The sequence below is a fragment of the Roseomonas chloroacetimidivorans genome (assembly GCF_049629625.1).
Classification (GTDB): domain Bacteria; phylum Pseudomonadota; class Alphaproteobacteria; order Acetobacterales; family Acetobacteraceae; genus Roseomonas; species Roseomonas chloroacetimidivorans.
Map to the genome: position 1 here is coordinate 152823 of NZ_JBNBZS010000004.1, position 24629 is coordinate 177451.

General features: G+C 69.3%; 24 protein-coding genes. 20 read left to right on the plus strand and 4 right to left on the minus strand.

What is annotated here, in order from left to right; all coding sequences use genetic code 11:
- Positions 1-137: 137 nt before the first annotated feature.
- Positions 138-914, minus strand: a complete 777-nt coding sequence (locus tag ACO1BU_RS04665) for a helix-turn-helix domain-containing protein (RefSeq protein ID WP_424134744.1) — start codon at positions 912-914, stop codon at positions 138-140.
- A 126-nt stretch (positions 915-1040) separates the two neighbouring features.
- On the opposite strand from ACO1BU_RS04665, the gene ACO1BU_RS04670 reads away from it, so the two are divergent.
- From ACO1BU_RS04670 to ACO1BU_RS04685, 4 genes are all read left to right on the plus strand, one after another.
- Positions 1041-1433, plus strand: a complete 393-nt coding sequence (locus ACO1BU_RS04670; protein WP_424134745.1) for a hypothetical protein — start codon at positions 1041-1043, stop codon at positions 1431-1433.
- Between the two features lie 65 nt (positions 1434-1498).
- A complete protein-coding gene (locus ACO1BU_RS04675; protein WP_424134746.1) occupies positions 1499-2056 on the plus strand; it encodes a flavin reductase family protein in 558 nt (185 codons plus the stop codon).
- 91 nt (positions 2057-2147) lie between these two features.
- Positions 2148-2771 carry a glutathione S-transferase family protein gene (locus tag ACO1BU_RS04680; RefSeq protein ID WP_424134747.1) on the plus strand — a complete coding sequence of 208 codons (624 nt, stop codon included), beginning with the start codon at positions 2148-2150 and terminating at the stop codon, positions 2769-2771.
- A gap of 143 nt (positions 2772-2914) precedes the next feature.
- Positions 2915-3484: a histidine phosphatase family protein gene (locus ACO1BU_RS04685; protein ID WP_424134748.1), complete on the plus strand. Its 570-nt coding sequence runs from the start codon at positions 2915-2917 to the stop codon at positions 3482-3484.
- Here the strand turns inward: ACO1BU_RS04685 and mutM are convergent, their stop codons facing one another.
- Complete coding sequence (mutM, locus tag ACO1BU_RS04690; protein WP_424134749.1) at positions 3485-4378, minus strand: bifunctional DNA-formamidopyrimidine glycosylase/DNA-(apurinic or apyrimidinic site) lyase; 894 nt, start codon at positions 4376-4378, stop codon at positions 3485-3487.
- A 49-nt stretch (positions 4379-4427) separates the two neighbouring features.
- On the opposite strand from mutM, the gene ACO1BU_RS04695 reads away from it, so the two are divergent.
- The 11 genes from ACO1BU_RS04695 (at position 4428) to ACO1BU_RS04745 (ending at position 15106) form a co-directional block, all read left to right on the plus strand.
- Positions 4428-5222, plus strand: a complete 795-nt coding sequence (locus tag ACO1BU_RS04695; RefSeq protein ID WP_481133209.1) for a class I SAM-dependent methyltransferase — start codon at positions 4428-4430, stop codon at positions 5220-5222.
- Complete coding sequence (locus ACO1BU_RS04700; RefSeq protein ID WP_424134751.1) at positions 5219-6655, plus strand: bifunctional phosphopantothenoylcysteine decarboxylase/phosphopantothenate synthase; 1437 nt, start codon at positions 5219-5221, stop codon at positions 6653-6655. The genes ACO1BU_RS04695 and ACO1BU_RS04700 overlap by 4 nt, the downstream gene beginning before the upstream one ends.
- A complete protein-coding gene (dut, locus tag ACO1BU_RS04705; RefSeq protein WP_424134752.1) occupies positions 6652-7101 on the plus strand; it encodes a dUTP diphosphatase in 450 nt (149 codons plus the stop codon). Before ACO1BU_RS04700 ends, dut begins: the two co-directional genes overlap by 4 nt.
- 41 nt (positions 7102-7142) lie before the next feature.
- Positions 7143-7931, plus strand: a complete 789-nt coding sequence (locus ACO1BU_RS04710) for a HesA/MoeB/ThiF family protein (protein ID WP_424134753.1) — start codon at positions 7143-7145, stop codon at positions 7929-7931.
- Positions 7928-8299 carry a DsrE/DsrF/DrsH-like family protein gene (locus tag ACO1BU_RS04715; RefSeq protein ID WP_424134754.1) on the plus strand — a complete coding sequence of 124 codons (372 nt, stop codon included), beginning with the start codon at positions 7928-7930 and terminating at the stop codon, positions 8297-8299. The genes ACO1BU_RS04710 and ACO1BU_RS04715 overlap by 4 nt, the downstream gene beginning before the upstream one ends.
- Before the next feature lie 51 nt (positions 8300-8350).
- The gene (locus tag ACO1BU_RS04720) at positions 8351-9277 is read left to right on the plus strand and encodes an SH3 domain-containing protein (protein ID WP_424134755.1); all 927 of its coding nucleotides are present in this window, start codon (positions 8351-8353) and stop codon (positions 9275-9277) included.
- A gap of 277 nt (positions 9278-9554) precedes the next feature.
- On the plus strand, positions 9555-10520 hold the full coding sequence (locus ACO1BU_RS04725) for a Bug family tripartite tricarboxylate transporter substrate binding protein (RefSeq protein ID WP_424134756.1): 966 nt from the start codon (positions 9555-9557) through the stop codon (positions 10518-10520).
- Positions 10521-10657: 137 nt separating this feature from the next.
- Positions 10658-12535: a hypothetical protein gene (locus tag ACO1BU_RS04730; protein WP_424134757.1), complete on the plus strand. Its 1878-nt coding sequence runs from the start codon at positions 10658-10660 to the stop codon at positions 12533-12535.
- Positions 12532-13365 (plus strand): DUF2272 domain-containing protein, encoded by an 834-nt coding sequence (locus tag ACO1BU_RS04735; protein WP_424134758.1) that lies wholly within the window; start codon positions 12532-12534, stop codon positions 13363-13365. Before ACO1BU_RS04730 ends, ACO1BU_RS04735 begins: the two co-directional genes overlap by 4 nt.
- Positions 13366-13563: 198 nt before the next feature.
- Positions 13564-13917 (plus strand): H-NS histone family protein, encoded by a 354-nt coding sequence (locus ACO1BU_RS04740; protein WP_424134759.1) that lies wholly within the window; start codon positions 13564-13566, stop codon positions 13915-13917.
- An 88-nt stretch (positions 13918-14005) separates the two neighbouring features.
- The gene (locus ACO1BU_RS04745; RefSeq protein ID WP_424134760.1) at positions 14006-15106 is read left to right on the plus strand and encodes an NADH:flavin oxidoreductase/NADH oxidase; all 1101 of its coding nucleotides are present in this window, start codon (positions 14006-14008) and stop codon (positions 15104-15106) included.
- 152 nt (positions 15107-15258) lie between these two features.
- Here ACO1BU_RS04745 and ACO1BU_RS04750 read toward each other — a convergent pair whose 3' ends face one another.
- A complete protein-coding gene (locus tag ACO1BU_RS04750; protein ID WP_424134761.1) occupies positions 15259-16134 on the minus strand; it encodes an aldose 1-epimerase family protein in 876 nt (291 codons plus the stop codon).
- Between the two features lie 96 nt (positions 16135-16230).
- Between ACO1BU_RS04750 and ACO1BU_RS04755 the strand changes: the two genes are divergently transcribed.
- Entirely contained in the window at positions 16231-16806 is a 576-nt protein-coding gene (locus ACO1BU_RS04755; RefSeq protein ID WP_424134762.1) for a YbhB/YbcL family Raf kinase inhibitor-like protein, read from the plus strand.
- A gap of 410 nt (positions 16807-17216) precedes the next feature.
- On the opposite strand, the gene ACO1BU_RS04760 is transcribed toward ACO1BU_RS04755, so the two are convergent.
- Positions 17217-17423 (minus strand): cold-shock protein, encoded by a 207-nt coding sequence (locus tag ACO1BU_RS04760; RefSeq protein ID WP_424134763.1) that lies wholly within the window; start codon positions 17421-17423, stop codon positions 17217-17219.
- A 502-nt stretch (positions 17424-17925) separates the two neighbouring features.
- Here ACO1BU_RS04760 and pnp point away from each other — a divergent pair.
- The 4 genes from pnp (at position 17926) to ACO1BU_RS04780 (ending at position 24617) form a co-directional block, all read left to right on the plus strand.
- Complete coding sequence (pnp, locus tag ACO1BU_RS04765; RefSeq protein ID WP_424134764.1) at positions 17926-20169, plus strand: polyribonucleotide nucleotidyltransferase; 2244 nt, start codon at positions 17926-17928, stop codon at positions 20167-20169.
- A 154-nt stretch (positions 20170-20323) separates the two neighbouring features.
- The gene (locus tag ACO1BU_RS04770) at positions 20324-21724 is read left to right on the plus strand and encodes an NAD(P)H-dependent flavin oxidoreductase (RefSeq protein ID WP_424134765.1); all 1401 of its coding nucleotides are present in this window, start codon (positions 20324-20326) and stop codon (positions 21722-21724) included.
- Between the two features lie 174 nt (positions 21725-21898).
- Positions 21899-22348, plus strand: coding sequence for a (2Fe-2S)-binding protein (locus ACO1BU_RS04775; RefSeq protein ID WP_424134766.1), 450 nt, complete (start codon positions 21899-21901; stop codon positions 22346-22348).
- Between the two features lie 16 nt (positions 22349-22364).
- Positions 22365-24617 (plus strand): xanthine dehydrogenase family protein molybdopterin-binding subunit, encoded by a 2253-nt coding sequence (locus ACO1BU_RS04780; RefSeq protein WP_424134767.1) that lies wholly within the window; start codon positions 22365-22367, stop codon positions 24615-24617.
- Positions 24618-24629: the final 12 nt, after the last annotated feature.

Here is a 24629-nt window from a genome sequence, read left to right on the forward strand (position 1 = left end):
AGGCAGCCCGCGGAAGCGGGGTCACCTTAAAGTGCCTATCCGCGCTCAGCCCGAAACACGCACCAGCTTCTGGGCTCAGCGATGTTGATCCGCACACCCTGAACATTCGGGCGAGCTGGCACTTCCTCCGGCCTTGCTCACCCCAGACGGCGCAGAGCGTCCCGTGTCGCGTCGTCCATCGGGAAGAAGGTCTCGACCGTCAGTTCCGACAGCGCGACCTCATGCGCCGTGCCGAAGACCATGGTGGTGGTGAGAAAGGACAGCACGGCATTGCCGACGCGAATCCTGAAGGACAGGGCGAGCGCCTCCGGGTCCTCCGGATGGCCCGGCGGTGCGGGAAAGTCGCGCAGCTCCCGCAGGAGCGCCGCCAGCGCCGGATCGCCCGAGATCATCGCCTGCCGTGCCAGCCGCGCGAGCAGGTGTTCTTTCAACGAGGCCAGATCGAGGATGCGCGGCGCCAGCCCCTTCGGGTGCAGCACCAGCCGCAGCACGTTTAGTGGGGGCGCCAGCAACGACGCATCCACTCCTGCGATCAGCGCGCTCACCGAAGCATTGGCCGCGACAAGGTTCCAGTGCCGGTCCACAGCCAGGGCGGGATTGGGCGCATGGGCGGCCAGCACCGCTTCCATCGCCGCACGGGCAGGTCGCATCGCGGGGTCGTCCAGCGAGCGCTCGGGATAGGCGGGGGCGAAGCCGGCCGCCACCAGCCAAAGATTGCGTTCGCGCAGCGGCACGTCCAGCTGCTCGGCCAGCCGCAGCACCATGGCCCGGCTGGGCATGGCGCGGCCTGTCTCGAGGTAGCTCAGGTGGCGGGTGGAGATTTCGGCATCGAGCGCCAGGTCCATCTGGCTCATGCGCCGGCGCTGCCGCCAGCTGCGGAGATGTTCGCCGATCGGGGCCATGCGTGTGCTCATGCCCGGAGGGTAGCGGCGTCTGGCGCAGCATCTCCATGACCTCCGAGGTCATCGACCCGCTACGGGCCGGTGGATCAGGTTTCGCCGCACCGGCCATCCCGCCGGGCACGAAAAGGAACCGATCCCATGAACGCCTCCCCCTTCCTTCGCCGCGCCCTGCTGCTGGACGCGGTGGCCAGCGGCGCCACAGGCGCGCTGATGCTCCTGGCGGCCGGGCCGCTCGCCGGGCACACCCACCTGCCGCAGGAACTGCTGCGCGGGGCCGGGGCGGTGCTGCTGCCCTATGCCGCCTTCGTCGCCTGGTTGGGCCTGCGTGCCATGCCCGCCCGGGGGATGGTCCTGGCAGTGGTCGCCATCAATGCTCTCTGGGTTGTGGAAAGTGTCGGTATCCTCGCGCTGGGCTGGGTTGTGCCGAATCTGCTCGGCGCCGGCTTCGTGCTGGCCCAGGCGCTGGTGGTGGCCATCTTCGCGGCACTGCAGGGCGCTGCGCTGCGCGGAATGCCGGCGCTTGCGGCCTGAGTGGGGCGTGCATCGCCCGGGCTATCCAACCGTTCACGCCGCGCCTCTACCGGAAGGAGCGCGGCGTGAAGCCCATTCGCAAGCAGGATTTCCCGGTCGACCAGATCCGGCGCTTTATCGAGCCCGGCCCCATCGTGCTCGTCAGTTCCGCATGGAAGGGCGAGCGGAACATCATGACCATGGGCTGGCACATGGTCATGGAGTTCAGCCCCTCCCTGATCGGCTGTTATATCTGGGAGGCGAATTACAGCCGCGAGATGATCCGCCGCAGCCGGGAATGCGTGATCAATGTTCCGACCGCCGATCTGGCGGAGGTGGTGGTGGACATTGGAAATTGCTCGGGCGCGGAGGTCGATAAATTCGCGCGCTTCGGACTGACGACTGTGGAGGGCGAGCAGGTGAAAGCCCCGCTGATCGCAGAATGCTTCGCCAATCTGGAATGCCGTGTGGTCGATACCGCGATGGTGCGGAAATACAGTCTTTTTATCCTGGAGGTCGTAAAGGCGCATGCGCCGCGGCGGCCGAAATACCCGAAGACCATTCATTACCGGGGCGACGGCCAGTTCATGGTCGCGGGGGATGAGCTGAACCTCCGGCGCCGTTTCCGGCCGGAAATGCTCTGACGGCGCGATCGGGCCCCCTTCAAACCCGGCCCGAATCCGGCCACCCTCCGCCGCGCTCGCCCCTGGCGTACACACGGCTGAGGATCCTGCCATGAAGCTCTACTACTCCCCCGGCGCTTGCTCGATGGGCATCCATGTCATCCTTGAGGAGATCGGGAAGCCTTATGAGCTCGCTCCGGTCGCGCTGAAGGAAGGGGCGCAGCACAAGCCCGAATACATGGCCATCAACCCGAAGTCGAAGGTGCCGGCGCTGGACATCGGCCAGGACCATGTGCTGACCGAGTTCCCGGCCATCGCCCTGTATCTCGGCAACGCGAACCCCGAGGCGAACCTGCTGCCGAAGGACCCCGTGGGCCAGGCCCGCGCACTGGAGGCGATCGACTACATCACTGGCACGGTGCACCCGCACGCCTTCACCCGCCAGTTCCGCCCGAACATGTACACGACGCGGGAGGAGGACTACCCGAAGGCGGTGGAGCAGGCGCAGGCCAATGCCGAGAAGTTCTTCGGCGTGGTGGAGAAGCTCTGGGCCGGTGACACCTGGATTTTATCGAGCGGCTACTCCGTGGCCGACGCCGCCCTGTTCTTCGTTGAGTACTGGCATGCGAAGCGCGTCGGCAAGTCGCTGCCGCCGAAGCTGGACGCCCATCTGAAGGCGATGCTGGAGCGGCCGGCGGTGAAGCGGGCGCTGGAGCAGGAAGGCCTGCCGGCCTGAGGAAGAGACCAGGGGAGAAGGAATTCTCCCCCGGGCCCCCTCATCTTTTTCTTCGAGTTTCCGGGCGCACCAGTGACGCTGGCGCGCCGCCCCAGCACCCAAGACAGAAGGGGGCCGGAGAGTACCTTCCGGCTTTTTATCGGATGACCGAACCCAATCCCGTCCCCTTCTGGTTCCTCCGCCATGGCGAGACGGACTGGAACGCCCGCATGCTCTCCCAGGGGCAGGTGGACATTCCGCTGAACCCGGTGGGCCTCGCCCAGGCGGGCCGCGCGGCCGAGGCGCTGGTGGGGAAGGGCATCACCGCGATCTATGCCAGCACCCTGAGCCGCGCGCGTGTGACGGCGGAGATCGTGGGCGCCCGGCTGAACCTTCCGGTGAACCTGGACCCTGAGCTGATGGAGGTCGCCTTCGGTGTGCAGGAGGGGCAGGAGATGTCGGGCTGGTTCGACGACTGGATCGCCGGCACCATGACACCGGAAGGGGGCGAGCCCTTCGCCGCCCTGCGCGAGCGCGCGGTGCGTGCGATCAACCGCGCCACAGCCAATCCGGGGCCGGTTCTGGTCGTCGCGCATGGTGCACTGTGGCGCGCCTTCCGGTCGGCCGTGGGCATGGTCGCGAATGTCCGCACGCCCAATGCCCTGCCGCTCTGGGTCGAGCCGCCCTCGGAAGGGCGGGGCTGGCGCTTCACGGCGGCGGAACTGGGCGGCTAGCTAGCGCTGCGTGCGCGGGCAGAAGAAGCTGCTGCGCCCGGCCTGAACGATCCGCGCCACCCCGGCGCAGGCCGGTGGGCCCGGGCATTTCGGGCAGGGCTGGCCGAAGCGGTCATAGACCTCGAACTGGTCCTGGAAGCCGCCTAGCTCCCCATCGCTGCGGACATAATCGCGGAGGGTGGAGCCGCCCGCCTGGATGGCGGCCGACAGCACGGCCTTGATGGCGGGCACCAGCCGCGCGGCACGCGCCCCCGGCACGGTGCCGGCCAGGCGGCGGGGCGAGATGCCAGCGCGGAACAGCGCCTCCGCGACATAGATGTTGCCCAGCCCCGCCACCACGCTCTGGTCCAGCAGCGCGGCCTTGATCGGCGTGTTCTTCCCGCGCAGGGCGGCCGAGAGCACGGCGGGGGTGAAGCCATCCTCCAGCGGTTCCGGGCCCAGCCCGGCCAGCAGTTTGTGGGATTCCTCGGCCTCGGTGGGCACCAGGTCCACAGCGCCGAAGCGGCGCGGGTCCTGGAAGCCCACGCGCCAGCCATCCCCGGTTTCCATGACCAGATGCTCGTGCAGCGTGCCGTCCCCGGCACCCCGTGCATCCGAATACTTTCCCTGCGGGGCGAGGCGCGGCTGCGGGGCCTCACCCGGCGGGTGGGCGACCATGCGGCCGGACATGCCCAGATGGATCAGGACGGATTCGCCCTCGGAAAGCCGCATCAGCATGTATTTGCCGCGCCGGCGGAAGCCTTCCACGCGGCGGCCGGTCAGGCGCTCGGCCAGGTTCTCGGGGAAAGGCCAGCGCAGGCCGGCGCGGCGGGTTTCGGCGCGGGCGATGGTCCGGCCGGTGAGCACGGCGGAGAGGCCGCGCATCACGGTCTCCACCTCGGGCAGTTCGGGCATGGCGAAAATATGGGGTGCGCGGCCGGCCCGCGTCCACGCCCCCCAACAGATGGCCAGGAGCGCCCGTGACGCGCCCCGCCCCGGCGCTTATCCTGTGCCCATGTCCCAGAACGACACGATCGATTTCGGCTTCACCCCCGTCCCCCGCGACCAGAAGGCCGGGCTGGTGCGGCAGGTCTTCGACAGCGTGGCGCCCAAATACGATGTGATGAACGACCTGATGTCGCTCGGCATCCACCGGATCTGGAAGCGCATCTTCGTCAATGCCATCGGCGCCGGCCCGCGCGACACGCTGCTGGATCTGGCTGCAGGCACCGGCGACATCGGCTTCCTGGCGAAGGAACGCGGGGCGGGCCGGGTGATCCTGGCCGATATCAATCATTCCATGCTGAATGTGGGGCAGGGCCGGGCCCTCGGGCGCGGGCTGGCATCAGGGCTCGATTTCGTCTGCTGCGATGCCGAGAAAATGCCCTTCCCGGACCGCTCGGTGGAGCGGATTTCCATGGCCTTCGGGCTGCGGAACTGCACGGACAAGCTGGCGGTGCTGCGTGAGGGGCGGCGCGTGCTGCGGCCGGGCGGGAAGATGCTGGTGCTGGAATTCTCCCGCCTGCAGGTCGCGGCGCTCGATCCGCTCTATGAAGCCTGGAGTTTCAAGGCACTGCCCGCCATCGGCGCCCGGGTGGCGAAAGATTCCGAATCCTACCGCTATCTGGCCGAGAGCATCCGCATGATGCCGGATCAGGAGGAACTGGCCGATATGTTCCGCGCGGCGGGGCTGGAGCAGGTCTCCTACCGCAATCTTTCTGGTGGGATTGTGGCCATCCATTCGGGCTGGCGGCTGTGAGCATCGCCGGAAAGCGCGTCCTTCTCATCGTCTCGGGATCAGTCGCGGCTTACAAGGCGCTGGAACTGGCACGGCTGCTCGGCAAGGCCGGGGTGAGCGTGACCGGGCTGCTGACCGAGGGCGGGGCGCGCTTCGTCACGCCGCATGCGCTGCAGGCCATCACTGGCCGCCCCTTGGCGCAGGAGTTGTGGTCGCTGCCGGAGGAGGCCGAGCGAGGCCATATCCGCCTGGCGCGGGAGACGGATCTTGTGGTGGTGGCGCCGGCTTCTGCCGACCGGCTGGCCCGCATGGCGGCGGGGCTGGCCGATGACCTGGCGGGCGCCGTGCTGCTGGCCTGGGACGGACCGGTGCTGGTGGCCCCCGCCATGAACCCGACCATGTGGGCCCATCCCGCCACGGGCGCGAATGTCGCGACGCTGATGGCGCGCGGCGTGACCCTCATCGGCCCGGAGGATGGGCTGATGGCTGAGGCCGAGAGCGGCACGGGCCGCCTTTCCGAGCCGCCGACCATCCTGGCCGCCATCACGGCCATCCTGTCTGATCCGGACCACGGCGCCCCCGATGCGGCGCTGGAGGACGCGCTGGACGCTGCCATCGCGGAGCAGGAAGGCCGCCCCGCGCCGCCGCGCCGGATGGCGAACCCGTCCAGCTTCACCGATGGCATGCCCCAGCCCATCGACCACCATGCCGGCCCGGCCGAAGCGGCGCCTTCGACCTTCTCCGCCTCTCGTGCACCGCTGTCCGGCCCGGCGCCCCATGTGCTGCGGGGGACGGAGCCCGGGGCGCTTCCACTCTCGGGGCGTCATGTGCTCGTCACCTCCGGCCCGACGCATGAGCCGCTGGACCCCGTGCGCTACATCGCCAACCGATCCTCCGGGAAGCAGGGCCATGCCATCGCGGCGGCGTTGGCGGCGCTGGGGGCGCGGGTGACGCTGGTTTCCGGCCCCGTTTCCATTCCCGATCCGGCGGGCGTCGAAGTCATGCATGTGGAGACGGCGTTGGAGATGATGGCGGCCTGCGAAGCCGCCCTGCCGGCCGATGCTGCCATCTTCGCTGCCGCGGTGGCTGATTGGCGGCCCGCCGAGTTCGCCACGCAGAAGATGAAGAAGGGAGCCGACCAGGCCGCACCGCCCCTGGCGCTGGTTCCGAACCCCGACATCCTGGCGACCCTGTCCCGCCATCCGCATCGCCCGCAGCTCGTCATCGGCTTCGCGGCCGAGACGGAGCGGTTGATCGAGAACGCGCGGGCGAAGCTGGCCCGCAAGGGCTGCGACTGGATCGTGGCGAACGATGTTTCGGGCGATGCCATGGGGGGCGCCGAGAATACCGTCCATCTTGTGACCGCGCGTGATGTGGAGGACTGGCCGCGCCTGCCCAAGGCGGAGGTGGCGGCGCGGCTGGCGGATCGGGTGGCGGAGGCGCTGAATACATGAGGTCCACGATTCAGGTTGTCCGCCTGCCCCATGCGGCGGGCCTTTCCCTGCCGGCCTATGCCACCGATGGCGCCGCCGCGATGGACCTGCTGGCCGCGGTGGACCTGCCGATGGTGATCCCGCCAAACGGCCGCGCCCTGGTGCCCACGGGCCTGCGTGTGGCGCTTCCTCCGGGCCATGAGTGGCAGATCCGGCCGCGTTCCGGCCTTGCGCTGAAGCACGGGATCGTCCTGCCCAATTCCCCCGGCACGATCGATGAGGACTACCGGGGGGAGGTACAGGTGATCGTCCTGAATGCCGGGACCGAGCCCTTCACCGTGGAGCGCGGCATGAGGATCGCCCAGGCCGTGCTGGCGCCGGTGACGCGGGCGGCCTTCGAGGAAGTGCAGGAGCTCCCTGAGACCCTGCGGGGCACGGGCGGCTTCGGCAGCACAGGCACGCGCTGAAGCGCCTTGCCCCGCGCGCCGGGACCGACGACATGCCTCCCATGGATGGACCAGCCCCCCTCGACCTCGATTTCACCGAGGACGAACTCCACCGCTACTCCCGCCACATCCTGTTGGGTGAGGTGGGCGCAATCGGCCAGGCCAAGCTGCGTCAGGCGCGAGTACTGGTTGTGGGGGCGGGCGGGCTGGGATCGCCCCTGGCCCTGTATCTCGCGGCGGCCGGCGTCGGGACGATCGGGCTGATCGACCATGACACGCTGGAACTCTCCAATCTCCAGCGCCAGGTCGCCCACACCACCGATCGCGTCGGCCAGCCTAAGGTCGAAAGCATGGCCGCGACCCTGCGTGCCCTGAATCCGCTGACCAATGTCGAGCCCCATCTTCGCCGGCTGGACGAGGCCGCCGCGCGCGACCTCATCCCCCGCTACGACCTGGTCTGCGACGGCACCGACAACTTCCCCACCCGTTTCCTGCTGGGCGACTGCTGCCATCGCCTCGGCCGAACCCTGGTCTCCGCTGCCGTGCTGCGCTTCGAGGGGCAGCTTTCCACCTTCAAGTCCCATCTCGGCCCGCCGCATCCCTGCCATCGCTGCCTGCATCCGGAGATGCCGCCCGAGGGGCTCGTGCCCTCCTGCGGGGAGGCGGGGGTCCTGGGCGCCGTCACCGGCGTCATGGGCACGCTGCAGGCGACCGAGGTGCTGAAGGAGATCCTGGGCATCGGGGAATCCCTCTCCGGACGGTTGCTGCTCTGGGATGCGCTGGACACGCGCTTCCGCACCATCCGCCTGCGCCGCGACCCGGCCTGCCCGCTCTGCGGGACCGGAGGATGATCCCGCTCGGCATCCTGCTGCGTGGCGCGGGGCATGAGCCCGCGCATTACGCCCTGGTCCTGGCCACCGCCGCCGCCGCCATCGGGCGGCCGGTCACGCTCTTCGCCACCAATGCCGGGTTGGCCCTGTTCCGCCGCGACGCGCCCCTGGCCGCCGATCCGCGGGAGGCGCATCTGGAATCCCGCGGTGTTGCCGGCATCGCGACGCTGTGGGAAGCGGCCGAGGAGCTGGGCCTGCGGCGCATCGCCTGCGAGGCGGGTATGCGGGTGGAGGACATCGCGCCTGCCGATCTGGCCGAAGGTATCGAGGTGGCGGGCGTCGTTACCTTCCTGGAGGCAGTGGGCAACGGGCAGGTCCTGTCACTATGAGGGGGAAGTCGGCTTGACCGGGAAGGATGGTTTGCGCGTGATCCGGTCTTGATGAGACGCCTTCTCCCCATCCTGCCCCTGCTGCTGGCTTCGCCACAGTTGGGCTGGGCGCAGGCCGCTGGCAGCCTTCCGCCCCCCGTTCCCCGCAACGCGGCGCCCGCCAGCCCAGCTCCGGCGGCGCCTGCTGCCGCCCCGCCCAGGGGCCCCACCGCGCCGCCCAGGGAGGCGCCCGCCCCGGCACGGCCCAGGCCACGCGCGGCCCCCGCCCCATCCACGCGGTCGGAGAGCACGGGGCAGGCCGAGACGGGGCGGAGCGCTGCCCCGGCACCCGAACGCCGGACCGAGCGTCCCGCCCGCCAGCCCACGCCGCGTGCAGGACAGGCTGCGCCATCGCGGACCCCCGCCCAGCAGCCGAGCCCGGCCAACCGGCGCCGGGCGGCGGGCGCTGCGGCCGGGGCAGCCGCCGGGGCTGCTGCGGCCGGGGCTGCTGCGACACCCGCTCCGGCACCAGCCCCCGCCGAGGCTCCGGAGCCGCAACCCCCCATCGGGCCGGTCACCGGCCTGCCCCTGCCGCGCTTCGCCGCGTTGCGGGCGGATGAGGTGAATATGCGCGCCGGTCCGGGCACCCGTTACCCGACCGAGTGGACCTATCGTCGCCGCGACCTGCCAGTGGAGATCGTCCGGGAGTTCGAGTTGTGGCGGCGCATCCGTGACATGGAGGGCACGGAGGGCTGGGTCCACCAATCCAATCTCACGGGGCGCCGGACCTTCATCGTGACGGGGCATGAGCGGGTGTTGCGCCGCCGCGCGGAGGAATCCGCCAATGTGGTCGCCCGGTTGAAGCCGGGGGTGCTGGGCCGCATTCGCGCCTGTGCGGCGGGGTCGGCCTGGTGCGAAGTGCAGGTCGGCGATTATCGCGGCTGGCTGCGCCGGAACGAGTTCTTCGGCGTCACGGCGGATGAGGAGGTGAAGGGCTGACGCCGCGCACCGCGCAGCCCTGATTCTGCCGGGCCGGCAGCGCAGGACGGCCCGGCATGGCTGGCCTGCCCTCAGGAACTGGCGGTGGCGTGCATGGCTTGCCCGAAAGCGGGTGTCCGGCCTAACTCCGGCGCCGGAGCACGGGCCGCGAAAAGGCGTTCGTTCCCGCGCTCCGGCCAATTCTTTGACCGCGCGATCTCTAACCTCCGGTGCTTTCAGCCCAGGCGATCGTGCTTCAGGCCGGGTCCGCCGGGCCGCCTTGCCAGGAGAGACTTTGATGACGGGAACGCTTGGCCGCCGGCCGGTGCTGGCCATGGCTGCGGCGCTTGCGCTGACCGCACGGAATGCGGGGGCCGAGGGTGCGCCGCTGCGCATTGTGGTCGGCTTTCCCGCGGGCACCACGCCCGACATCCTCGCCCGGCTTTACGGCGCCGCCATCGGTGGGCTGCTGGGCCAGGCCGTGGTGGTGGACAACCGCGTTGGCGCGGGCGGCATCCTGGGGGCGGAAATCGTGTCCCGCGCGGCGCCGGACGGCAACACGCTCTTTGTCGGGACCAATGGTCCGATCTCGATCAACAAGCACCTGACGGACCGGCTGCCCTTCGACCCCGACCGGGATTTCCGCCCGGTCGGCTTCCTTGGCGTTTCCATGCAGGTGCTGGTGGTGCGGCCGGATCTGGCGAAGGATCTGGCCGGCTTCCTGGCCCGCGCCAGGGCCGAGGAGATCAATTACGGCAGCGTCGGCGCCGGATCGGCCAGCCATCTCTTCATGGCCGGGCTAACGGCGCAGGCGGGACTCAAGGCGGAGCATGTGCCCTATCGCGGCGCGCCCCAGGCGCTGGTGGAGATTGCGGCCGGCCGGCTGGACGCCGTCGTGGCCGCCACTGGCTCCGCCCTGCCGCTGATCCGGGAGGGCAAGGTGGTGCCGCTGGCCGTGACGGGCCCGGGGCGCGACCCGCTGCTGCCCGAGGTGCCGAGCTTCGGCGAGGCGGGGGTGCCGGGCTTCGTCCTCCCGGTGTGGAACGCCCTCTTTGCCCCGCGCGCCACGCCGGACGCGGCGGTTGCACGAATCGCCGCTGCCCTTGCCGTGGCGCGCGCCGACGAAACCATCCGGCGTGGAGTGGCAGCCGCCGGATTCTCGGTGGAGGACCGTGACCCGGCGGCGATGGCGCGCTTCATCGCGGCGGAAAGCGCCCGCTGGGGTGAGATCGCGCGCGAAACCGGGGTGCGGATGACGGACTGACCGTCATGGTCCTGCCCATCTGGGCCCGGCGGTAAGGGCGAGGTCACGAATTCGCGCTCATGGCGGATACCCTGCGCGGGCGATCCGCTTTACACACGTCCCGCTTCCGTCCTGAACCCCGTCGAGGCTGCGATTTCATGCCTGACTTGCTGCATTCAGCCGAGCGCGACCGGCTTCTCGCCTCGCTGCGCCGGTTGCTGCGTCAGGTGCTTTTGGACGGGCGGCCGGTGAGTGGCCTCGCCCATAGCGATGCGCCGGGCGCGCCGCTGCGGATGCTGGACAATGCGGTGGCGGCGGAAGCCATGGCTATCCCGGCGCTGCGTGAGGCCGATCCAGCCCTGGCCGATGCCGTACTGAGCTTCGTGACGGCGCTGGGCGAGGAGCCTGGCCCGCCCCCGCGTGGCGTGCTGCCCGTGGCCGAGGGGCGTGCGCAGATTTTGCGTGATGACCCGCGCGATCTCCATGTCCTGACGCCCTGGCATGAGTTCACTGGCGATCTCGCCCATGGCGTGCTGCGGCAGCGCCTGCGCGGGGATCAGCGGAGCCAGGACGTGCTGCACACCGGCAACATGGTGCGGCTGCGGGTGGAAGGTGGGCTGCCCGGACTGGCTTCCCGGATCATCCCGAAGGCGCGCACGCTGGATGTTGAGGAGGCGGTGACGGCCCAGGGCGTGCAGCCCGAGGGCGCGGGCGCCCTTCTGTGGCACGAGAGCACGCTCCGCCTGCCGCTTCTGCCGGGGCTGAAGCCGGTCATCGGCACGCTGCGCTATGAGTACCGCGTTTCCGCGGCCGATCCGCTGCTGCGCCTGACCGTCACGTTGCGGGCCGCGCCGGACCTGCGGCTGACCGGCCTCCGCCTGACCACGGCGGTGGACGCGCTCTCAGAGCATGCGGTGCCCTTCCAGGGGGTATCGGTGGGCCGGGCCGGGCTCCAGTCCCGCCGCCCGGCCGGGGATTTCGCGACAGAGGAACTGCTGGCCGAAGGGCCGGTCGACTCCCTGCATCTATGGCAGGCGGGCCCGGCCGGGCAGGCCTTGGCGCTTCATATCCGGCCCCGCGCGGCCGAAGGCGTGTACAGCGTCCGTGCCCAGTCCCGAGCCGGCGCGCCGCATTGGGTGGTGCTGCGCCACACCGTGCCGCAGCTTCCGCGCGGGGGTATGGCCGCGCTGCGGGAGGACCGGCTGCTGGTCCGCGGTACTGGCCCTGGCACCGCCGAGGCGGCGCTGCGGCTGCTGCGGGCTCCGGACCTGTTGAGCGGCCGCGATCCCAGCCCGGCCGGGCCGGGGATGCCGCTGGCGGCCGTGGCCTCGGTGCTACTGAACGCCCCGGCCTTCGCCCGGCCCATCCCGCGCGACAGGCTGGCCAGGCTGCAGGATTGGCTGGACCGGCATCTGGCCGCCCTGCCCGAGGAAGAGGCCGATCCCCTGCCGGTGGAGGAACTGGCTCCGCTTGTCCTCGCGCTCGACGCCGCCTGGCGTACAGCTGGCCAGCCACGCGACCGGCGCAAGCTGCGCCAGATGCTCGGCCAGCTCGTCGGGGCCGCCTCTCCCCAGGGGACCTTCGGCTTCGGCCTGCGGGACCATGGGGCGGCGATCCTGGCCCTGGCCCGCGCCGCGACGTTGGTGCCCGAGCCCTGGGTGCTGGAGGCGCTGCGCGGAGCCGTGCAGGCGCTCCGCCCCGAAGGCCCGGCCCTGGCCGGCGCCGCGCCGGAGGGCGGCCTTGCGATAGGACCGGACAGCGCGGCCATTGCTTCCGTGCTGCGTGGCCTGAGAGCCGTGGACATGCTCGCCTCCACCGGCCGAATCGCCCTGGACGAAACGCTCCAGGCCCATGGCCGCAAGGTGATCGACGCCTGCCTGCGGATCCTCACCAACCGCCTGCGTGCCCATGCAGATCGGCTGGAGATTCTTTCGGGCGAGGAGGGGGAAGCCGATGCGCTGAGCCAGGCTGCCCTGCTTCTTGCCGTGCTGTCGCCGGACGAGGCGGCGCTCTCCAGGGGTGGGGTGGCGGTTTGAGGCGGAGCCTCGGCGCGCTTCTTCTGCTGCTCGGCGCCGCGGGTTGCGCGGCGCCTCCGCCCGTGCGGGAGCCGCCGATCGCCTACCCGCCCTCGGTTCGGGCGCGGATGCTGCGGATCGCCGAGGCTGAATGGGTGGAATGGGGCCGGCTGTCCGTTGGGCCCGGCCTGCCCCGGCCGCTGCCGGGAGCCGAGGGAGAGAGCGCATCCTTTCCGCGCGTCCTGGCCTATTGGCGCGCCGTACCGGAGGCGGAGGCCGCTGCAGCCATCACCCGCAACCGCGCACGCTGGTCAGCCTCGCTGTCTGGGCGCCCGGGGGAGGGCGTCTGGTCGGAGCCGGCCTGGTCGGCCGCCTTCGTTTCCTACGTCATGCGTGCGGCCGGGGTGGATGAGCGGGAGTTCCACGCTTCCGCCTCCCATGCCTTCTATCTGGACGCGATCCTGCGCGACGCTCTCGAATTCCCGGCCCAGGCGCCCTTCCTGCCGCATGAGGTGGTTGAGCGCGCGCCAGAGCCCGGTGATCTCGTCTGTGCCGACCGCTCCCGCCATCCGCTTGCCAGCTGGCGCGGGCGGCTGGCCGAGACAGGGCGGTTCCGTCCGATGCATTGCGACATCGTCCTCCGCGTCCTCCCTGGGGTCGTCGAGGCTGTGGGCGGTAATGTCGCCGATTCGGTGACGATGACGGCCTATGCCGCCGATTCGTCGGGGTTGCTGCTGGCACGCCCACCCGGGGAGCCGGTCGTCTTTGCCGTCATTGAGAACCGGCTTGGACATTTGCCGCCATTTTCGGCGGGGCCGGTCATTTCCATGCGTTTCGGGAAAGTAGAATAAGCAGAGTTTTCCTCTCTGGCTCGCAATTGCAACCATGTTTCGCGCTCGGCTTGCGTGGTCCGGGAAAGGGTGGCATGCGCGCTGATGATAGTATCTTTGGCAAAGACGATATTTCGTTCCATAATATGTCGCATTCCCGGACGTTTTGCCGCACGGGCGAAACCCGGGTTCTAAAATCCATTTTGAGGGAGTTGGGCTATGGCCGAGCGCAAAACATCCTTTGACCTCGACTCCATGTCTGCGCAGGAACTGACCGCCCTGATCCAGGCCGCTGAAGCGAAGCGGGCCGAGAAACAGGAAGAAGCGCGGCATGCGCTGATTGAAGAATTCCGCAGCAAGGCTGCCGAGCTTGGGCTTCCATTCGAAGCACTGCTGCCCGGTGCGGCGCCCGCACAGGCGTCGGCCCGCCGCACGCGGCGCGACGCCGGCGGTTCCGTTGCTGTCCGTTTCCGCGGGCCGAACGGTGAAACTTGGAGTGGCCGCGGACGCATGCCGAAATGGCTTTCGGCCATGGAGGCCGAGGGCCGCAAGAAGGAAGAATTCCGCGTCTAAACCGCTGACGCGCCAGAACTGGCGCGTCGGGGCTTCAAGGTACCGGTGGGCGGCCCTAATTGGGATCTATTATCCGGAGCCGCCCTCCTTGCCCGAACTTTTTGATCCCCTGACCCTGCGCGGCCTGACGCTGCGCAACCGCATCGGGCTTTCGCCCATGTGCCAGTATAGCTGCGGCCCCGATGGACGGCCGACGGATTGGCACCTCGCTCATCTGCTGCAGCGCGCGATCGGTGGTGCCGCCCTGATCTTTACCGAGGCGGCCGCTGTCACTGCGGAGGGGCGCATTACCCCCGCGGATCTTGGCCTTTGGGAAGAGGCGCAGGTTCCCGGCCATGCCCGGCTGGTGGATGCGATCAGCTCGGTTGGCGCGGTGCCGGGCATTCAGCTCTCCCATGCCGGGCGCAAGGCCAGCCGTAACCCGCCCTGGGTGCATGGACCTGCTGAGCCGGGTTGGCAGACCATCGGCCCCGCGGCGGTGCCCATGGAGAACATGCTGCCGCCGCGCGCCATGGCGGAATCGGAGATCGCGGACACCATCACCGCTTTCGTCGCTGCGGCGCGCCGGGCTGTGCGCGTGGGATATCGCGTGGTGGAGCTGCATGCCGCCCATGGCTACCTGCTGCACCAGTTCCTCTCGCCGCTCTCCAACACGCGCAACGATTCCTGGGGCGGCGACTTCGAGGGCCGCACGCGCCTGGTGCGGGATCTGGTCGCAGCACTTCGCGACACGATGCCCGCCGACATTGTGCTCGCCCTGCGCATCAGCCACACCGACTGGGCCGAGGGCGGCTGGACCACGGCTGAGAGCGTGGAACTGGCCCGCCGCGTCGCCCCGCTGGGCGTGGACCTCATGGATGTTTCCTCGGGGGGCCTAACCGCGCGGCAGGAGATCCCGATCGGCCCAGGCTACCAGGTGCCGGGCGCCGAGGCCGTGCGCGCGGCTGGCCTGCCCGTGGCGGCGGTGGGACTGATCGAGACGCCCGAGCAGGCCCAGGCCATCGTCACGGAAGGCCGTGCCGACATGGTGCTGCTTGCCCGCGCCATGCTGCGCGATCCCTACTGGCCCGTGCATGCCGCCGAGGCACTCGGGCGCACGGACCGGCTGGCCATTCCGCCGCAATATGAGCGTGGCTGGGGGAAGCTGCCGATGCGGGACGAGACGGCGGCGCCGATGCCGGCGCTCTGAGGTGCCGAAGGCCTGGGGAGCAGAGTCCCCGGGCCCAACCGGTGTCGCAGCCGTAGCGGGTTGCTGGTGGGCGGACCCGCCCGGAAGCCCGAATCTGCTCCACCACAAGGCGCCGGAGCATTTGAAGCAAACCTGCGCGAACGGAAGATGCCTCAGGCTGGCTCCGGCCGCACCCACCACCTGAAGGATCGGGCATCGCCGGGGGGCAGGATGGTGATGCCCGGCTTTTCCATGAACTCGCCATCCCAGCCCAGCGAGGCGGCGGTGCCGGACCAGGGCTCCAGGCAAAGAAAGGCGGCGCCGGGCTTCGTCCAGAGGCCCAGGTCGCCATAGCCCTCCCAGGCCATCTCCAGCGCAGCGCGGCCCGGGGAGGTATAACGGAGACGACGGCCGGGAAAGCCCAGCAGGACGATCGCGTCCTGTTCGAAGAGATCGGGATGCAGGGGAAGGACCCCATCCGCCAAGGGGATGATCTCCGCCGCGTCCACCAGGCCGCCTGTTAGACGCCGGGCGTTCAGGGCGGCTTCGGTGAGGTCCGGAAAGACGAGGCTATGGCCCTCCGTCACGGGCGCGCCGGGCAGAGGCCAGGCGAAGGCGGGATGAGCGCCGAGGCTGAAGGGCAGCGGGTCGCTGCCGGGGTTCGAGACAGTGACGGTGCAGGCAAGACTGCCCGCGGACATGGCCCATTCCACATCAAGGATGAAGGGGAAGGGGTATGCTTCACGCGTTGCATCGTCCTCCGTCAGGCGCAGCGCGGCGCCGTCCGCGTCCTGCCGTGTCCAGGTGAAGCGGAGATCGCGCGCGAAGCCGTGCTGCGTCAGGCGATGGCTACGGCCGGCGTGGCGCAGCGTGTCGGCTGGAAGGCGGCCCACAATGGGAAAGAGAATGGGCGCCCGGCGCGGCCATTCCGGCCCGGCCTGCCAAAGCCATTCTCCCCCGGCTGCATCCTGGAGGGATTGCAGTTCTGCCCCCACGGCCGAAACGGTGGCGGTCAGGGTGGCGTCGCCGAAGCGGTGCGTGTCGGGCATGCACCTTGGATGGGATGCCCGTGCGCCGGCCGCAAGCCGGGCCGAAACCCCGGGCGCTCCGGCGCGTCCCTTCCGGGACGAACCGATGGAGGCCCCATGCTGCAGTTCCTGCCTTCCGGCTTGGGCCGCGCCTTGTCGGGAATGCGGCCCGGCATCAATGCCCTGCTCTTCGCAGGGGTCAACGTGCCGGCGGTGATCGAGATCAGCAGTCCCGCCTTCACCGGGGGCGGGGTGATGCCGGCTTTGCACACGGCCGACGGGCCGGGCCTGTCGCCGCCGCTCAGCTGGCGCGGCGTACCCGCCGGGGCAGGGGCGCTGATGCTGGTGGTGGAAGATGCAGACAGCCCGACGCCGAGACCCCTGGTGCACGCTATCGTGACGGCGCTGCCTCCAGAGGGTGGCGGGCTGGAAGCCGGGGACCTGCCTGGGCCGGGACGGCCGGGCCTGCCCGGCCTGTCGATGGGGCGGAACTCGTATTTCCAGGCGGCCTGGCTGCCGCCGGATCCGCCACCGGGGCATGGGCCACACCGCTACGCCTTCCAGCTTTTCGCCTTGTTGGCACGGCCGGCGGGACTGGGCAGGACGCCAGGGCGGAGTGCGGTCAGGACGGCACTGGGCCGGGGCGTGCTGGCGAAGGGATGCCTGATCGGTACCTATTCCCGGAGGAGCTGACCGGCCCCGGGGAGGATCGTCAGCCCAGAATGTCTCGGACGATCTGACGGATTTCGGCTTCACTCAGTGTGCCAGCGGGTACGGAGCGGCTGGTGGAGGTGGGCGCGGGATGCTGCCCGTGCTTGGAAATAATCTTCATTTGTTTCTTTCCTTGGGCCTGGCGGCGCAGGGCGTCGCCGGGCGGTTCTGGACGGTCCGTGCCTGGCCCAATGGGGCCACGACCAAGCCGGCCATGCTATGTTGATGATCATCAACGCGGTTGTCGGGGATTTTGTGTTTCACGTTCCCGTTAGAGGAACGGAAACCTACCCTCTGGATACGGCAAGGGCGCCTGCAGGCCCTTCGGCCCACGGCGCCCCACCCATCCGGCACAGGGGCGGCATGCCGCCCTAGTGCTACCTCAGTGGCGTTCAGCCCATCTGGAGGTTGGAGGCAGACATCTTGCCCTTCGGATCCTTCTGGACCTCAAAGGAAAGCTTGTCGCCTTCGTTCAGGCCACGCAGGCCCGCACGGGTGACGTCCGAAATGTGAACGAACACGTCCTTGGAGCCATCGTCCGGCTGGATGAAGCCGTAGCCCTTGGTCGCATTGAACCACTTCACGGTTCCGGTTGGCATCGGTCGCATATCTCTCGGCAGGGGATGCTTCCCCGGCCGCAGCCGGCGGAAGCGAGGAACCGGCCGCCGGCGGCCCGATGCCCCGGGTGGAGCGGCGGGCGGTCTGGGCCAGCAGCGGCTAAAAGGAGGTGGGGGTTGGATGAACGAATTGCAACCCGACCGCCCCGTCTTCCGGCGCCAGGACGGGTATCATGCGTTTTTCCTGGCCTTCGCGGGGCGAAGCCGCCATATAGCCGCCCGCCGGGTGCGCCGCGAGGTTCACCCGCCCTCCGCGTACGCGGTGGGCTGACAGGAACGGCCGCGGCGCGGCGTTTCCGGCCACATGGAACCCCGTTGCGCAGGTTGCGCGCGGACCCCATGCAGCCCGAGACGCCGGGCACCCCGAACCCCGCAGGGAGCAGCGCTCCAGGGGCAGGGCTGGCGCAGAGACCCTTCATCCCAACCGTGTCCGCATCACCGCCCCGCCGGCAATCCGGCCGCCTGGGGCCGACAGGACGCACGCATGTTCGACAGCTACTACCGCAAGGACATCGACTGGGGGGGCAAGACCCTCACGCTTGAGACGGGCAAGATTGCCCGCCAGGCCGATGGCGCCGTGATGGCACGCCTGGGCGACACCATTGTCCTCTGCACCGCGGTTGGCTCCCGCACGGTCAAGCCGGGTCAGGATTTCTTCCCGCTGACCGTGAATTACCAGGAGAAGGCCTTCGCCGCCGGCAAGATCCCGGGCGGCTTCTTCAAGCGCGAGGGACGCCCCTCCGAGGCCGAGACCCTCATTTCCCGCCTGATCGACCGCCCGATCCGCCCGCTCTTCCCCGAGGGCTTCCGGAACGAGGTGCAGGTCATCGCGACCGTGCTGTCGCATGACATGGAGAACAGCCCGGACATCGTGGCGATGGTCGGCTGCTCCGCCGCCCTGACCCTGTCGGGCATTCCTTTCTTCGGCCCGATCGCTGCCGCTCGCGTGGGCTATGCGGCCGGCGAGTACATCCTCAACCCCACCCTGGATCAGATCAAGACGAGCGAGCTGGAGCTCGTCGTGGCCGGCACCGCCGAGGGCGTGCTGATGGTGGAGTCCGAGGCGAAGGAGCTTACCGAGGAAGTGATGCTCGGCGCCGTGGAGTTCGGCCACAAGGCCTTCCAGCCGGTGATCCAGGGCATCATCGAGCTGGCCGAGCGTGCCGCAAAGGAGCCCTGGCCGCTGGCTGAGGCCTCCGAGGCCGAGCAGGCTCTGAAGGCCCGCATCGCCGAGATCGGCCGCGCCGATATGGCCGAGGCTTACAAGGAGACGCAGAAGCAGGTCCGCTACGCCAAGGTCGGTGAGGTCAAGAAGAAGATCGCCGAGCAGCTCGAGGCCGAGGGCCTGGATGTCGCCGCCGCCAAGGGCCTGATGAAGGAGCTGGAGGCGGACGTCGTACGCAACGCCATCCTCGACACCGGCATCCGCATCGACGGCCGCGACACCAAGACCGTGCGCCCGATCGTGGCCGAGGTCGGCATTCTGCCGCGCGCCCATGGTTCTGCCCTCTTCACCCGCGGCGAGACGCAGGCCTTCTGCGTGGCGACGCTGGGCACGGGTCAGGACGAGCAGATCATTGACGCCCTCGCGGGCGAGTACCGCGAGGACTTCATGCTGCACTACAACTTCCCGCCCTACTCGGTGGGTGAGACGGGCCGCATGGGGTCCCCGGGCCGCCGCGAGGTTGGGCACGGCAAGCTCGCCTGGCGCGCCGTGCACCCGCTGCTGCCGGAGAAGGAGAAGTTCCCCTACACGATCCGCGTCGTGTCGGAGATCACGGAGTCCAACGGCTCCTCTTCCATGGCGACCGTCTGCGGCACCTCGCTGTCGCTGATGGATGCGGGCGTGCCGCTGAAGCGCCCCGTGGCTGGCATCGCCATGGGCCTGATCAAGGAAGACAAGGGCTTCGCAGTCCTGTCCGACATCCTGGGCGACGAGGACCATCTCGGCGACATGGACTTCAAGGTGGCCGGGACGGAGCAGGGCATCACCGCCCTGCAGATGGACATCAAGATCACGTCCATCACCTTCGACATCATGAAGACCGCGCTGGAGCAGGCCCGCGACGGCCGCGTCCACATCCTCGGCGAGATGGCGAAGGGCCTGTCCGGCTCTCGCGGCGAGGTGGCCGCGACCGCGCCGCGCATCACCGTGATCCAGGTGCCGAAGGACAAGATCCGCGAAGTCATCGGCACCGGCGGCAAGGTGATCCGCGAGATCGTCGAGCAGACCGGCACCAAGATCGACATCGAGGATGACGGCACGATCAAGATCGCGTCCAGCAGCACCGAGGCGACCCAGGCCGCGATCGACCGCATCCGCGGCATCACGGCCGAGGCCGAGGTGGGTGCGATCTACAACGGCACCGTCGTGAAGGTCGCCGATTTCGGCGCCTTCGTGAACTTCCTCGGCGCCAAGGACGGGCTGGTCCACATCTCCGAGCTCGGCCAGGACCGCGTGAGCCGCACCGGCGACGTCGTCTCCGTGGGCGACAAGGTAAAGGTGAAGGTCATCGGCTTCGACGACCGTGGCAAGGTGAAGCTGTCCATGCGCGTCGTGGACCAGCAGACCGGCGCCGACATCACGGAGCAGGTGGGTGCCAAGCGCCCCCGGCCCGAGGGTGAGGAAAATGGTGGCGGCGAGCGCCGCGAGCGGAGCGATCGGGGTGACCGCGGTCCGCCGCGCCGGGACCGCGGGGGTGACCGTCCCCGCCGCTTCGAGGACTGATCGCCCTGGGGCCGCGGGTGACCGCGGCCCCTTGATCGCGGCATCGTGAAGACACTGTAACCGTGGTCGGGGGTCTGTTTCATTCCCCGTCGCGGACCATATGCGGCCTCGTGACGGCTCTCCTGCCGTCCTCGTTCCAGGGAAGAACCCGGCCTTGAAGGCGATCAACACCATCCGCATGGGCGGTGCCGATGTCCTCCCTCTTGTGGAGGGTGGTAAGGGCGTCTCCGCCTCCAACGGTGCATCCTGCGGCCACTGGGCTGCGGAAGGCGGGGTCGGCACTTTCTCCGCGGTGAATGCGGACAGCTACGACTCCGAGGGGAGAATCATTCCCCAGGAATATCGCGGCAAGACGCGGCGCGAGCGCCACGAGGAGCTGGTGGCCTATGGCATCGCCGGCGGCATCGCGCAGGCGCGCGAGGCGCATGAGCGGTCGAACGGCCGCGGCCGTGTCCATGCCAACATTCTCTGGGAGATGGGCGGGGCGGAGCGCGTGGCGCGCGGCGTGCTGGAAGGGGCCAAGGGCCTGATCCACGGCATCACCTGCGGTGCCGGCATGCCCTATCGTCTGGCTGATATCGCGCGGGAATACCGCGTCCACATCTATCCCATCGTCTCCTCCGCCCGCGCCTTCAACGCGCTGTGGAAGCGCGCCTATTCCAAGGCCAGCGAGTGGCTGGGCGGCGTGGTCTATGAGGATCCCTGGCTGGCGGGCGGCCATAACGGCCTTTCCAACTCCGAGGATCCGCGCAAGCCGGAAGCGCCCTATGAGCGCGTCCTCAAGCTGCGCCAGCAGATGCGCGAGTTCGGCCTGGGCAACGTGCCCATCATCATGGCCGGCGGCGTCTGGTGGCTGGAGGAATGGGAGGACTGGATCGACAATCCGGAGCTGGGCCCGATCGCCTTCCAGTTCGGCACCCGTCCGCTGGTGACGCGCGAGAGCCCGATTCCGGATGCCTGGAAGCAGAAGCTGCTGACGCTGAAGCCCGGCGACGTGTCGCTGCAGAACTTTTCCCCGACCGGCTTCTACAGCAGCGCGGTGCGCAACGACTTCCTGCGTGAGCTGGAGGGGCGCAGCCACCGCCAGGTGGCCTATACCTCCGAGCCGATCGGCGAGCATTCCGCCATCTATGGCGTCGGCCCGCGCAAGCGGCCCGTCTATCTCGTGCCCGGCGACCTGCAGCATGTGAAGCAGTGGGAAGCCGAGGGCCATACCGAGGCGCTGCGCACCCCGGACGACACGCTGATCTTCGTGACGCCCGAGACCAGTCGCCAGATCCTGGCGGATCAGGTGGCCTGCATGGGCTGCCTCTCCCAATGCCGCTTCTCCAACTGGTCGCAGCACAGCGACGACCATTCGAACGGCAAGAAGGCCGATCCGCGCAGCTTCTGCATTCAGAAGACGCTGCAGGACATCGGCCATGGCGGCGATCCCGACAAGAACCTGATGTTCGCCGGGCATAACGCCTATCGCTTTGCGCAGGATCCCTTCTACTCCAACGGGTTCATCCCGACGGTGAAGGAACTGGTCTCGCGGATTATGACCGGCCGCTAAGCGGGGTCGGCTCAGATCCATATTTGATGCGGTCCTGAACGGCCCGGTCCTGACAAGGGGCCGGGCCGTCCTGATTCCGTGATGCAGCCCCACGCGCCGTTTGGATGGTAGTCCAACTCGCCTTGGACTATTTTCCGTGCCGAAGCCCCTTTTGGGCTCCAGGCGGAGGCGACGATGCTGGAACTTTCGATCAACGGCGAAACCCGACAAGTGGATGCGGAGGGTGACACCCCGCTCCTCTGGGTGTTGCGCGACACTCTGGGCATGACCGGCACGAAGTATGGATGTGGCATCGCCCAGTGCGGGGCCTGCACGGTGCTGGTGGACGGCAACGCCACCCGCGCCTGCGTGACGCCTGCGGAAAGCGTGGTGGGCGCACAGATCACGACCATCGAGGCGGTGGAGCGCGACCCCGTGGGCGCCAAGGTGGTGCAGGCCTGGGTGGAGAAGCAGGTGGCGCAGTGCGGCTACTGCCAGTCCGGCCAGGTGATGGCCGCGACGGCGCTGCTGAAGCAGACGCCCAAGCCGAGCGATGAGGACATCACCGCGGCCATGACCAATCTGTGCCGCTGCGGGACCTACAACGCCATTGCCGACGCCGTTCGGCAGGCCGCGAACGCCTGAACGGAGGAACGCGGATATGGACGGCATGATCAATCCGGTCTCCGGAGTTCTTCCGGGCGCGGCCGATGTGGCGATCCCCGAGCAGGGCGTCGTTAATCTTTCCCGCCGCGGCCTGCTGGGCATGGCGGCCGGCGCGCTGGTGCTGGGCGCAATGGTGAAGGCCGGTCCGGCCCGGGCGCAAGGCGAGGGGCTGGCCGCGGCCGCGCCGCGCCCCGGCACCCAGGTGGGCGCCTTCCTGGAATTCCGTCCGGACGGCAAGGTACGGCTGCTCTCGCCCTTCGTGGAAGGCGGGCAGGGCATCGCCACCGCCATGGCGCAGATCGTGGGCGAGGAGTTGGACTTCGACCCCGCCAACTTTATCGTGGACTGTGCGCCGCCCGGCCCGGACTACCTGGTGGTGAATGGCCGGCGCCTGACGGGCGGCAGCCTCTCCGTCCGCTCCAGCTACGGCACCATGCGTCAGCTCGGTGCCACCGCGCGCAACCTGATGGTCCGTGCGGCCGCGGCACGCTGGGACGTGAAGGAAGCCGAGCTGACCACCGAGCCCGGCAAGGTGCTGCACCGCGCCTCCAACCGTTCCGCGACCTATGCGGAACTGGTGGGCGACGCGATGAAGCTGCAGCCGAGCGAGGTGGCGTCGCTGCGCGACCCCAAGGACTTCCGCTGGATCGGCAAGTCCGTCGCCCGGCTGGATGTGCCCGACAAGTCCGTGGGGCGCGCGCAGTATGCGATCGACCTGAAGGTCGAGAACATGCTGCACGGCGCCGTGCAGCACGCCCCGCGCCTGGGCCAGGAGCCCGGGGACCTCGCCAATGAGGCCGAGGTGCGCGGCATGCCCGGCGTGCACTCCATCCACAAGCTGCCCGGCGCGGTGGCGGTGCTGGCGAATAGCTGGTGGCGCGCGCGCAAGGCGGTGGAGGCGCTGCAGGTCAACTGGGCGGATGCGCAGAACGCGAACGCCCTGCCGGCGGACTTCTCTTCGGCCGGGATGCTGGAGCGGCTGCGGGCCGAGAAGGGCGCGGGCAGCCCCGCGGAGGAGAATGGCGACCTGAACGCCGCCTTCGCCGGCGCCGCGAAGACGATCGAGGCGGAGTACGACGCGCCCTATCTCGCCCATGCGCAGCTCGAGCCGCCCTCCGCCATCGCGCGCTTCAACGATGACGGCTCGCTGGATCTGTGGGTGCCGAACCAGGCGCCGGAGATGTTCCAGGCCACCGCCGCGAAGATCGCGGGGCTGGAGCCGGGGAAGGTGAAGATCCATTCCCCCATGCTCGGCGGCTTCTTCGGGCGGCACTTCCTCTACGAGGCCTCGGCGCCCTATCCGCAGGCCATCGCGCTCGCCAAGGCGGTGAACCGTCCGGTGCGCGTGCTCTGGTCGCGGGAGGAGGAGTTTCTGCGGGACGGCTACCGCCCCATGGGCTTCGTCCGCTTCAAGGGCGCGGTGGGAGCGGATGGCATGCCCGTCGCGCTCCATGCCGCCGCGATTGGGGAGGGGCCGATCGGCCGCTACTTCACGCAGAGCCAGCCCGTCGATTCCTCGATGGTGGAGGGGATCGCCGGCAAGCCCTACGCCATCGCGGCGAAGCGGGTGGACTGCGTGAAGGTGAAGCAGCCGACGATCATCGCCTTCTGGCGCTCGGTTGGCCATTCGATGAACGACTTCTTCTACGAGTCGTTCCTGGATGAGCTGGCGGCGGCGGGTGGCAAGGACCCGTTCGAGATGCGGCTGGCCATGCTGAAGGACAGCCCGCGCCACGCGACGCTGCTACGCGCCGTGGCGGAGCTTTCGGGCGGCTGGAAGCGCGGACCATTCGAGGTGAATGGCGTCCGCCGCGCGCGGGGCGTCGCCATGGCTTCGCCTTTCGGCTCGGAGGTGGCGACCATCGCCGAGGTCTCGATCACCGATGGCGAAATCCAGGTGCACGACCTCTGGATCGCGATCGATCCGGGTCGTGCCGTGAATCCCGGGATCATCGAGGCGCAGGTGCGCTCCGCCGCGGGCATCGGCCTGTCCTCCTCCCTGCTGGAGGAGATCACCTATGACGGTGGTGCCCCGCAGCAGCGCAACTTCGACACCTATTCCATCCTTCCGCTTGCCCGCATGCCGCGGGTGCATGTGAAAGTGGTGGAAAGTGGCGCGGCGCTGGGCGGAGTGGGCGAGCCAGGCGTGCCCGGTGTGCCGCCGGCGGTGGCGAATGCGGTGGCCGCGCTGACGGGCCAGCGTATCCGCAGCCTGCCCATGTCCAAGACGCGGCTGAGCTCCACCTGAGGGCTGGGGTTC

What these genes read in the sequence shown, in the direction of transcription:
- ACO1BU_RS04665 (WP_424134744.1), bottom strand. Translation starts at nt 914, where the DNA reads ATGAGCACACGCATGGCCCCGATCGGCGAACATCTCCGCAGCTGGCGG.
- ACO1BU_RS04670 (WP_424134745.1), top strand. Translation starts at nt 1,041, where the DNA reads ATGAACGCCTCCCCCTTCCTTCGCCGCGCCCTGCTGCTGGACGCGGTG.
- ACO1BU_RS04680 (WP_424134747.1), top strand. Translation starts at nt 2,148, where the DNA reads ATGAAGCTCTACTACTCCCCCGGCGCTTGCTCGATGGGCATCCATGTC.
- ACO1BU_RS04685 (WP_424134748.1), top strand. Translation starts at nt 2,915, where the DNA reads ATGACCGAACCCAATCCCGTCCCCTTCTGGTTCCTCCGCCATGGCGAG.
- mutM (WP_424134749.1), bottom strand. Translation starts at nt 4,378, where the DNA reads ATGCCCGAACTGCCCGAGGTGGAGACCGTGATGCGCGGCCTCTCCGCC.
- ACO1BU_RS04695 (WP_481133209.1), top strand. Translation starts at nt 4,428, where the DNA reads ATGGCCAGGAGCGCCCGTGACGCGCCCCGCCCCGGCGCTTATCCTGTG.
- dut (WP_424134752.1), top strand. Translation starts at nt 6,652, where the DNA reads ATGAGGTCCACGATTCAGGTTGTCCGCCTGCCCCATGCGGCGGGCCTT.
- ACO1BU_RS04710 (WP_424134753.1), top strand. Translation starts at nt 7,143, where the DNA reads ATGGATGGACCAGCCCCCCTCGACCTCGATTTCACCGAGGACGAACTC.
- ACO1BU_RS04715 (WP_424134754.1), top strand. Translation starts at nt 7,928, where the DNA reads ATGATCCCGCTCGGCATCCTGCTGCGTGGCGCGGGGCATGAGCCCGCG.
- ACO1BU_RS04720 (WP_424134755.1), top strand. Translation starts at nt 8,351, where the DNA reads ATGAGACGCCTTCTCCCCATCCTGCCCCTGCTGCTGGCTTCGCCACAG.
- ACO1BU_RS04725 (WP_424134756.1), top strand. Translation starts at nt 9,555, where the DNA reads ATGACGGGAACGCTTGGCCGCCGGCCGGTGCTGGCCATGGCTGCGGCG.
- ACO1BU_RS04730 (WP_424134757.1), top strand. Translation starts at nt 10,658, where the DNA reads ATGCCTGACTTGCTGCATTCAGCCGAGCGCGACCGGCTTCTCGCCTCG.
- ACO1BU_RS04740 (WP_424134759.1), top strand. Translation starts at nt 13,564, where the DNA reads ATGGCCGAGCGCAAAACATCCTTTGACCTCGACTCCATGTCTGCGCAG.
- ACO1BU_RS04750 (WP_424134761.1), bottom strand. Translation starts at nt 16,134, where the DNA reads ATGCCCGACACGCACCGCTTCGGCGACGCCACCCTGACCGCCACCGTT.
- ACO1BU_RS04755 (WP_424134762.1), top strand. Translation starts at nt 16,231, where the DNA reads ATGCTGCAGTTCCTGCCTTCCGGCTTGGGCCGCGCCTTGTCGGGAATG.
- ACO1BU_RS04760 (WP_424134763.1), bottom strand. Translation starts at nt 17,423, where the DNA reads ATGCCAACCGGAACCGTGAAGTGGTTCAATGCGACCAAGGGCTACGGC.
- pnp (WP_424134764.1), top strand. Translation starts at nt 17,926, where the DNA reads ATGTTCGACAGCTACTACCGCAAGGACATCGACTGGGGGGGCAAGACC.
- ACO1BU_RS04775 (WP_424134766.1), top strand. Translation starts at nt 21,899, where the DNA reads ATGCTGGAACTTTCGATCAACGGCGAAACCCGACAAGTGGATGCGGAG.
- ACO1BU_RS04780 (WP_424134767.1), top strand. Translation starts at nt 22,365, where the DNA reads ATGGACGGCATGATCAATCCGGTCTCCGGAGTTCTTCCGGGCGCGGCC.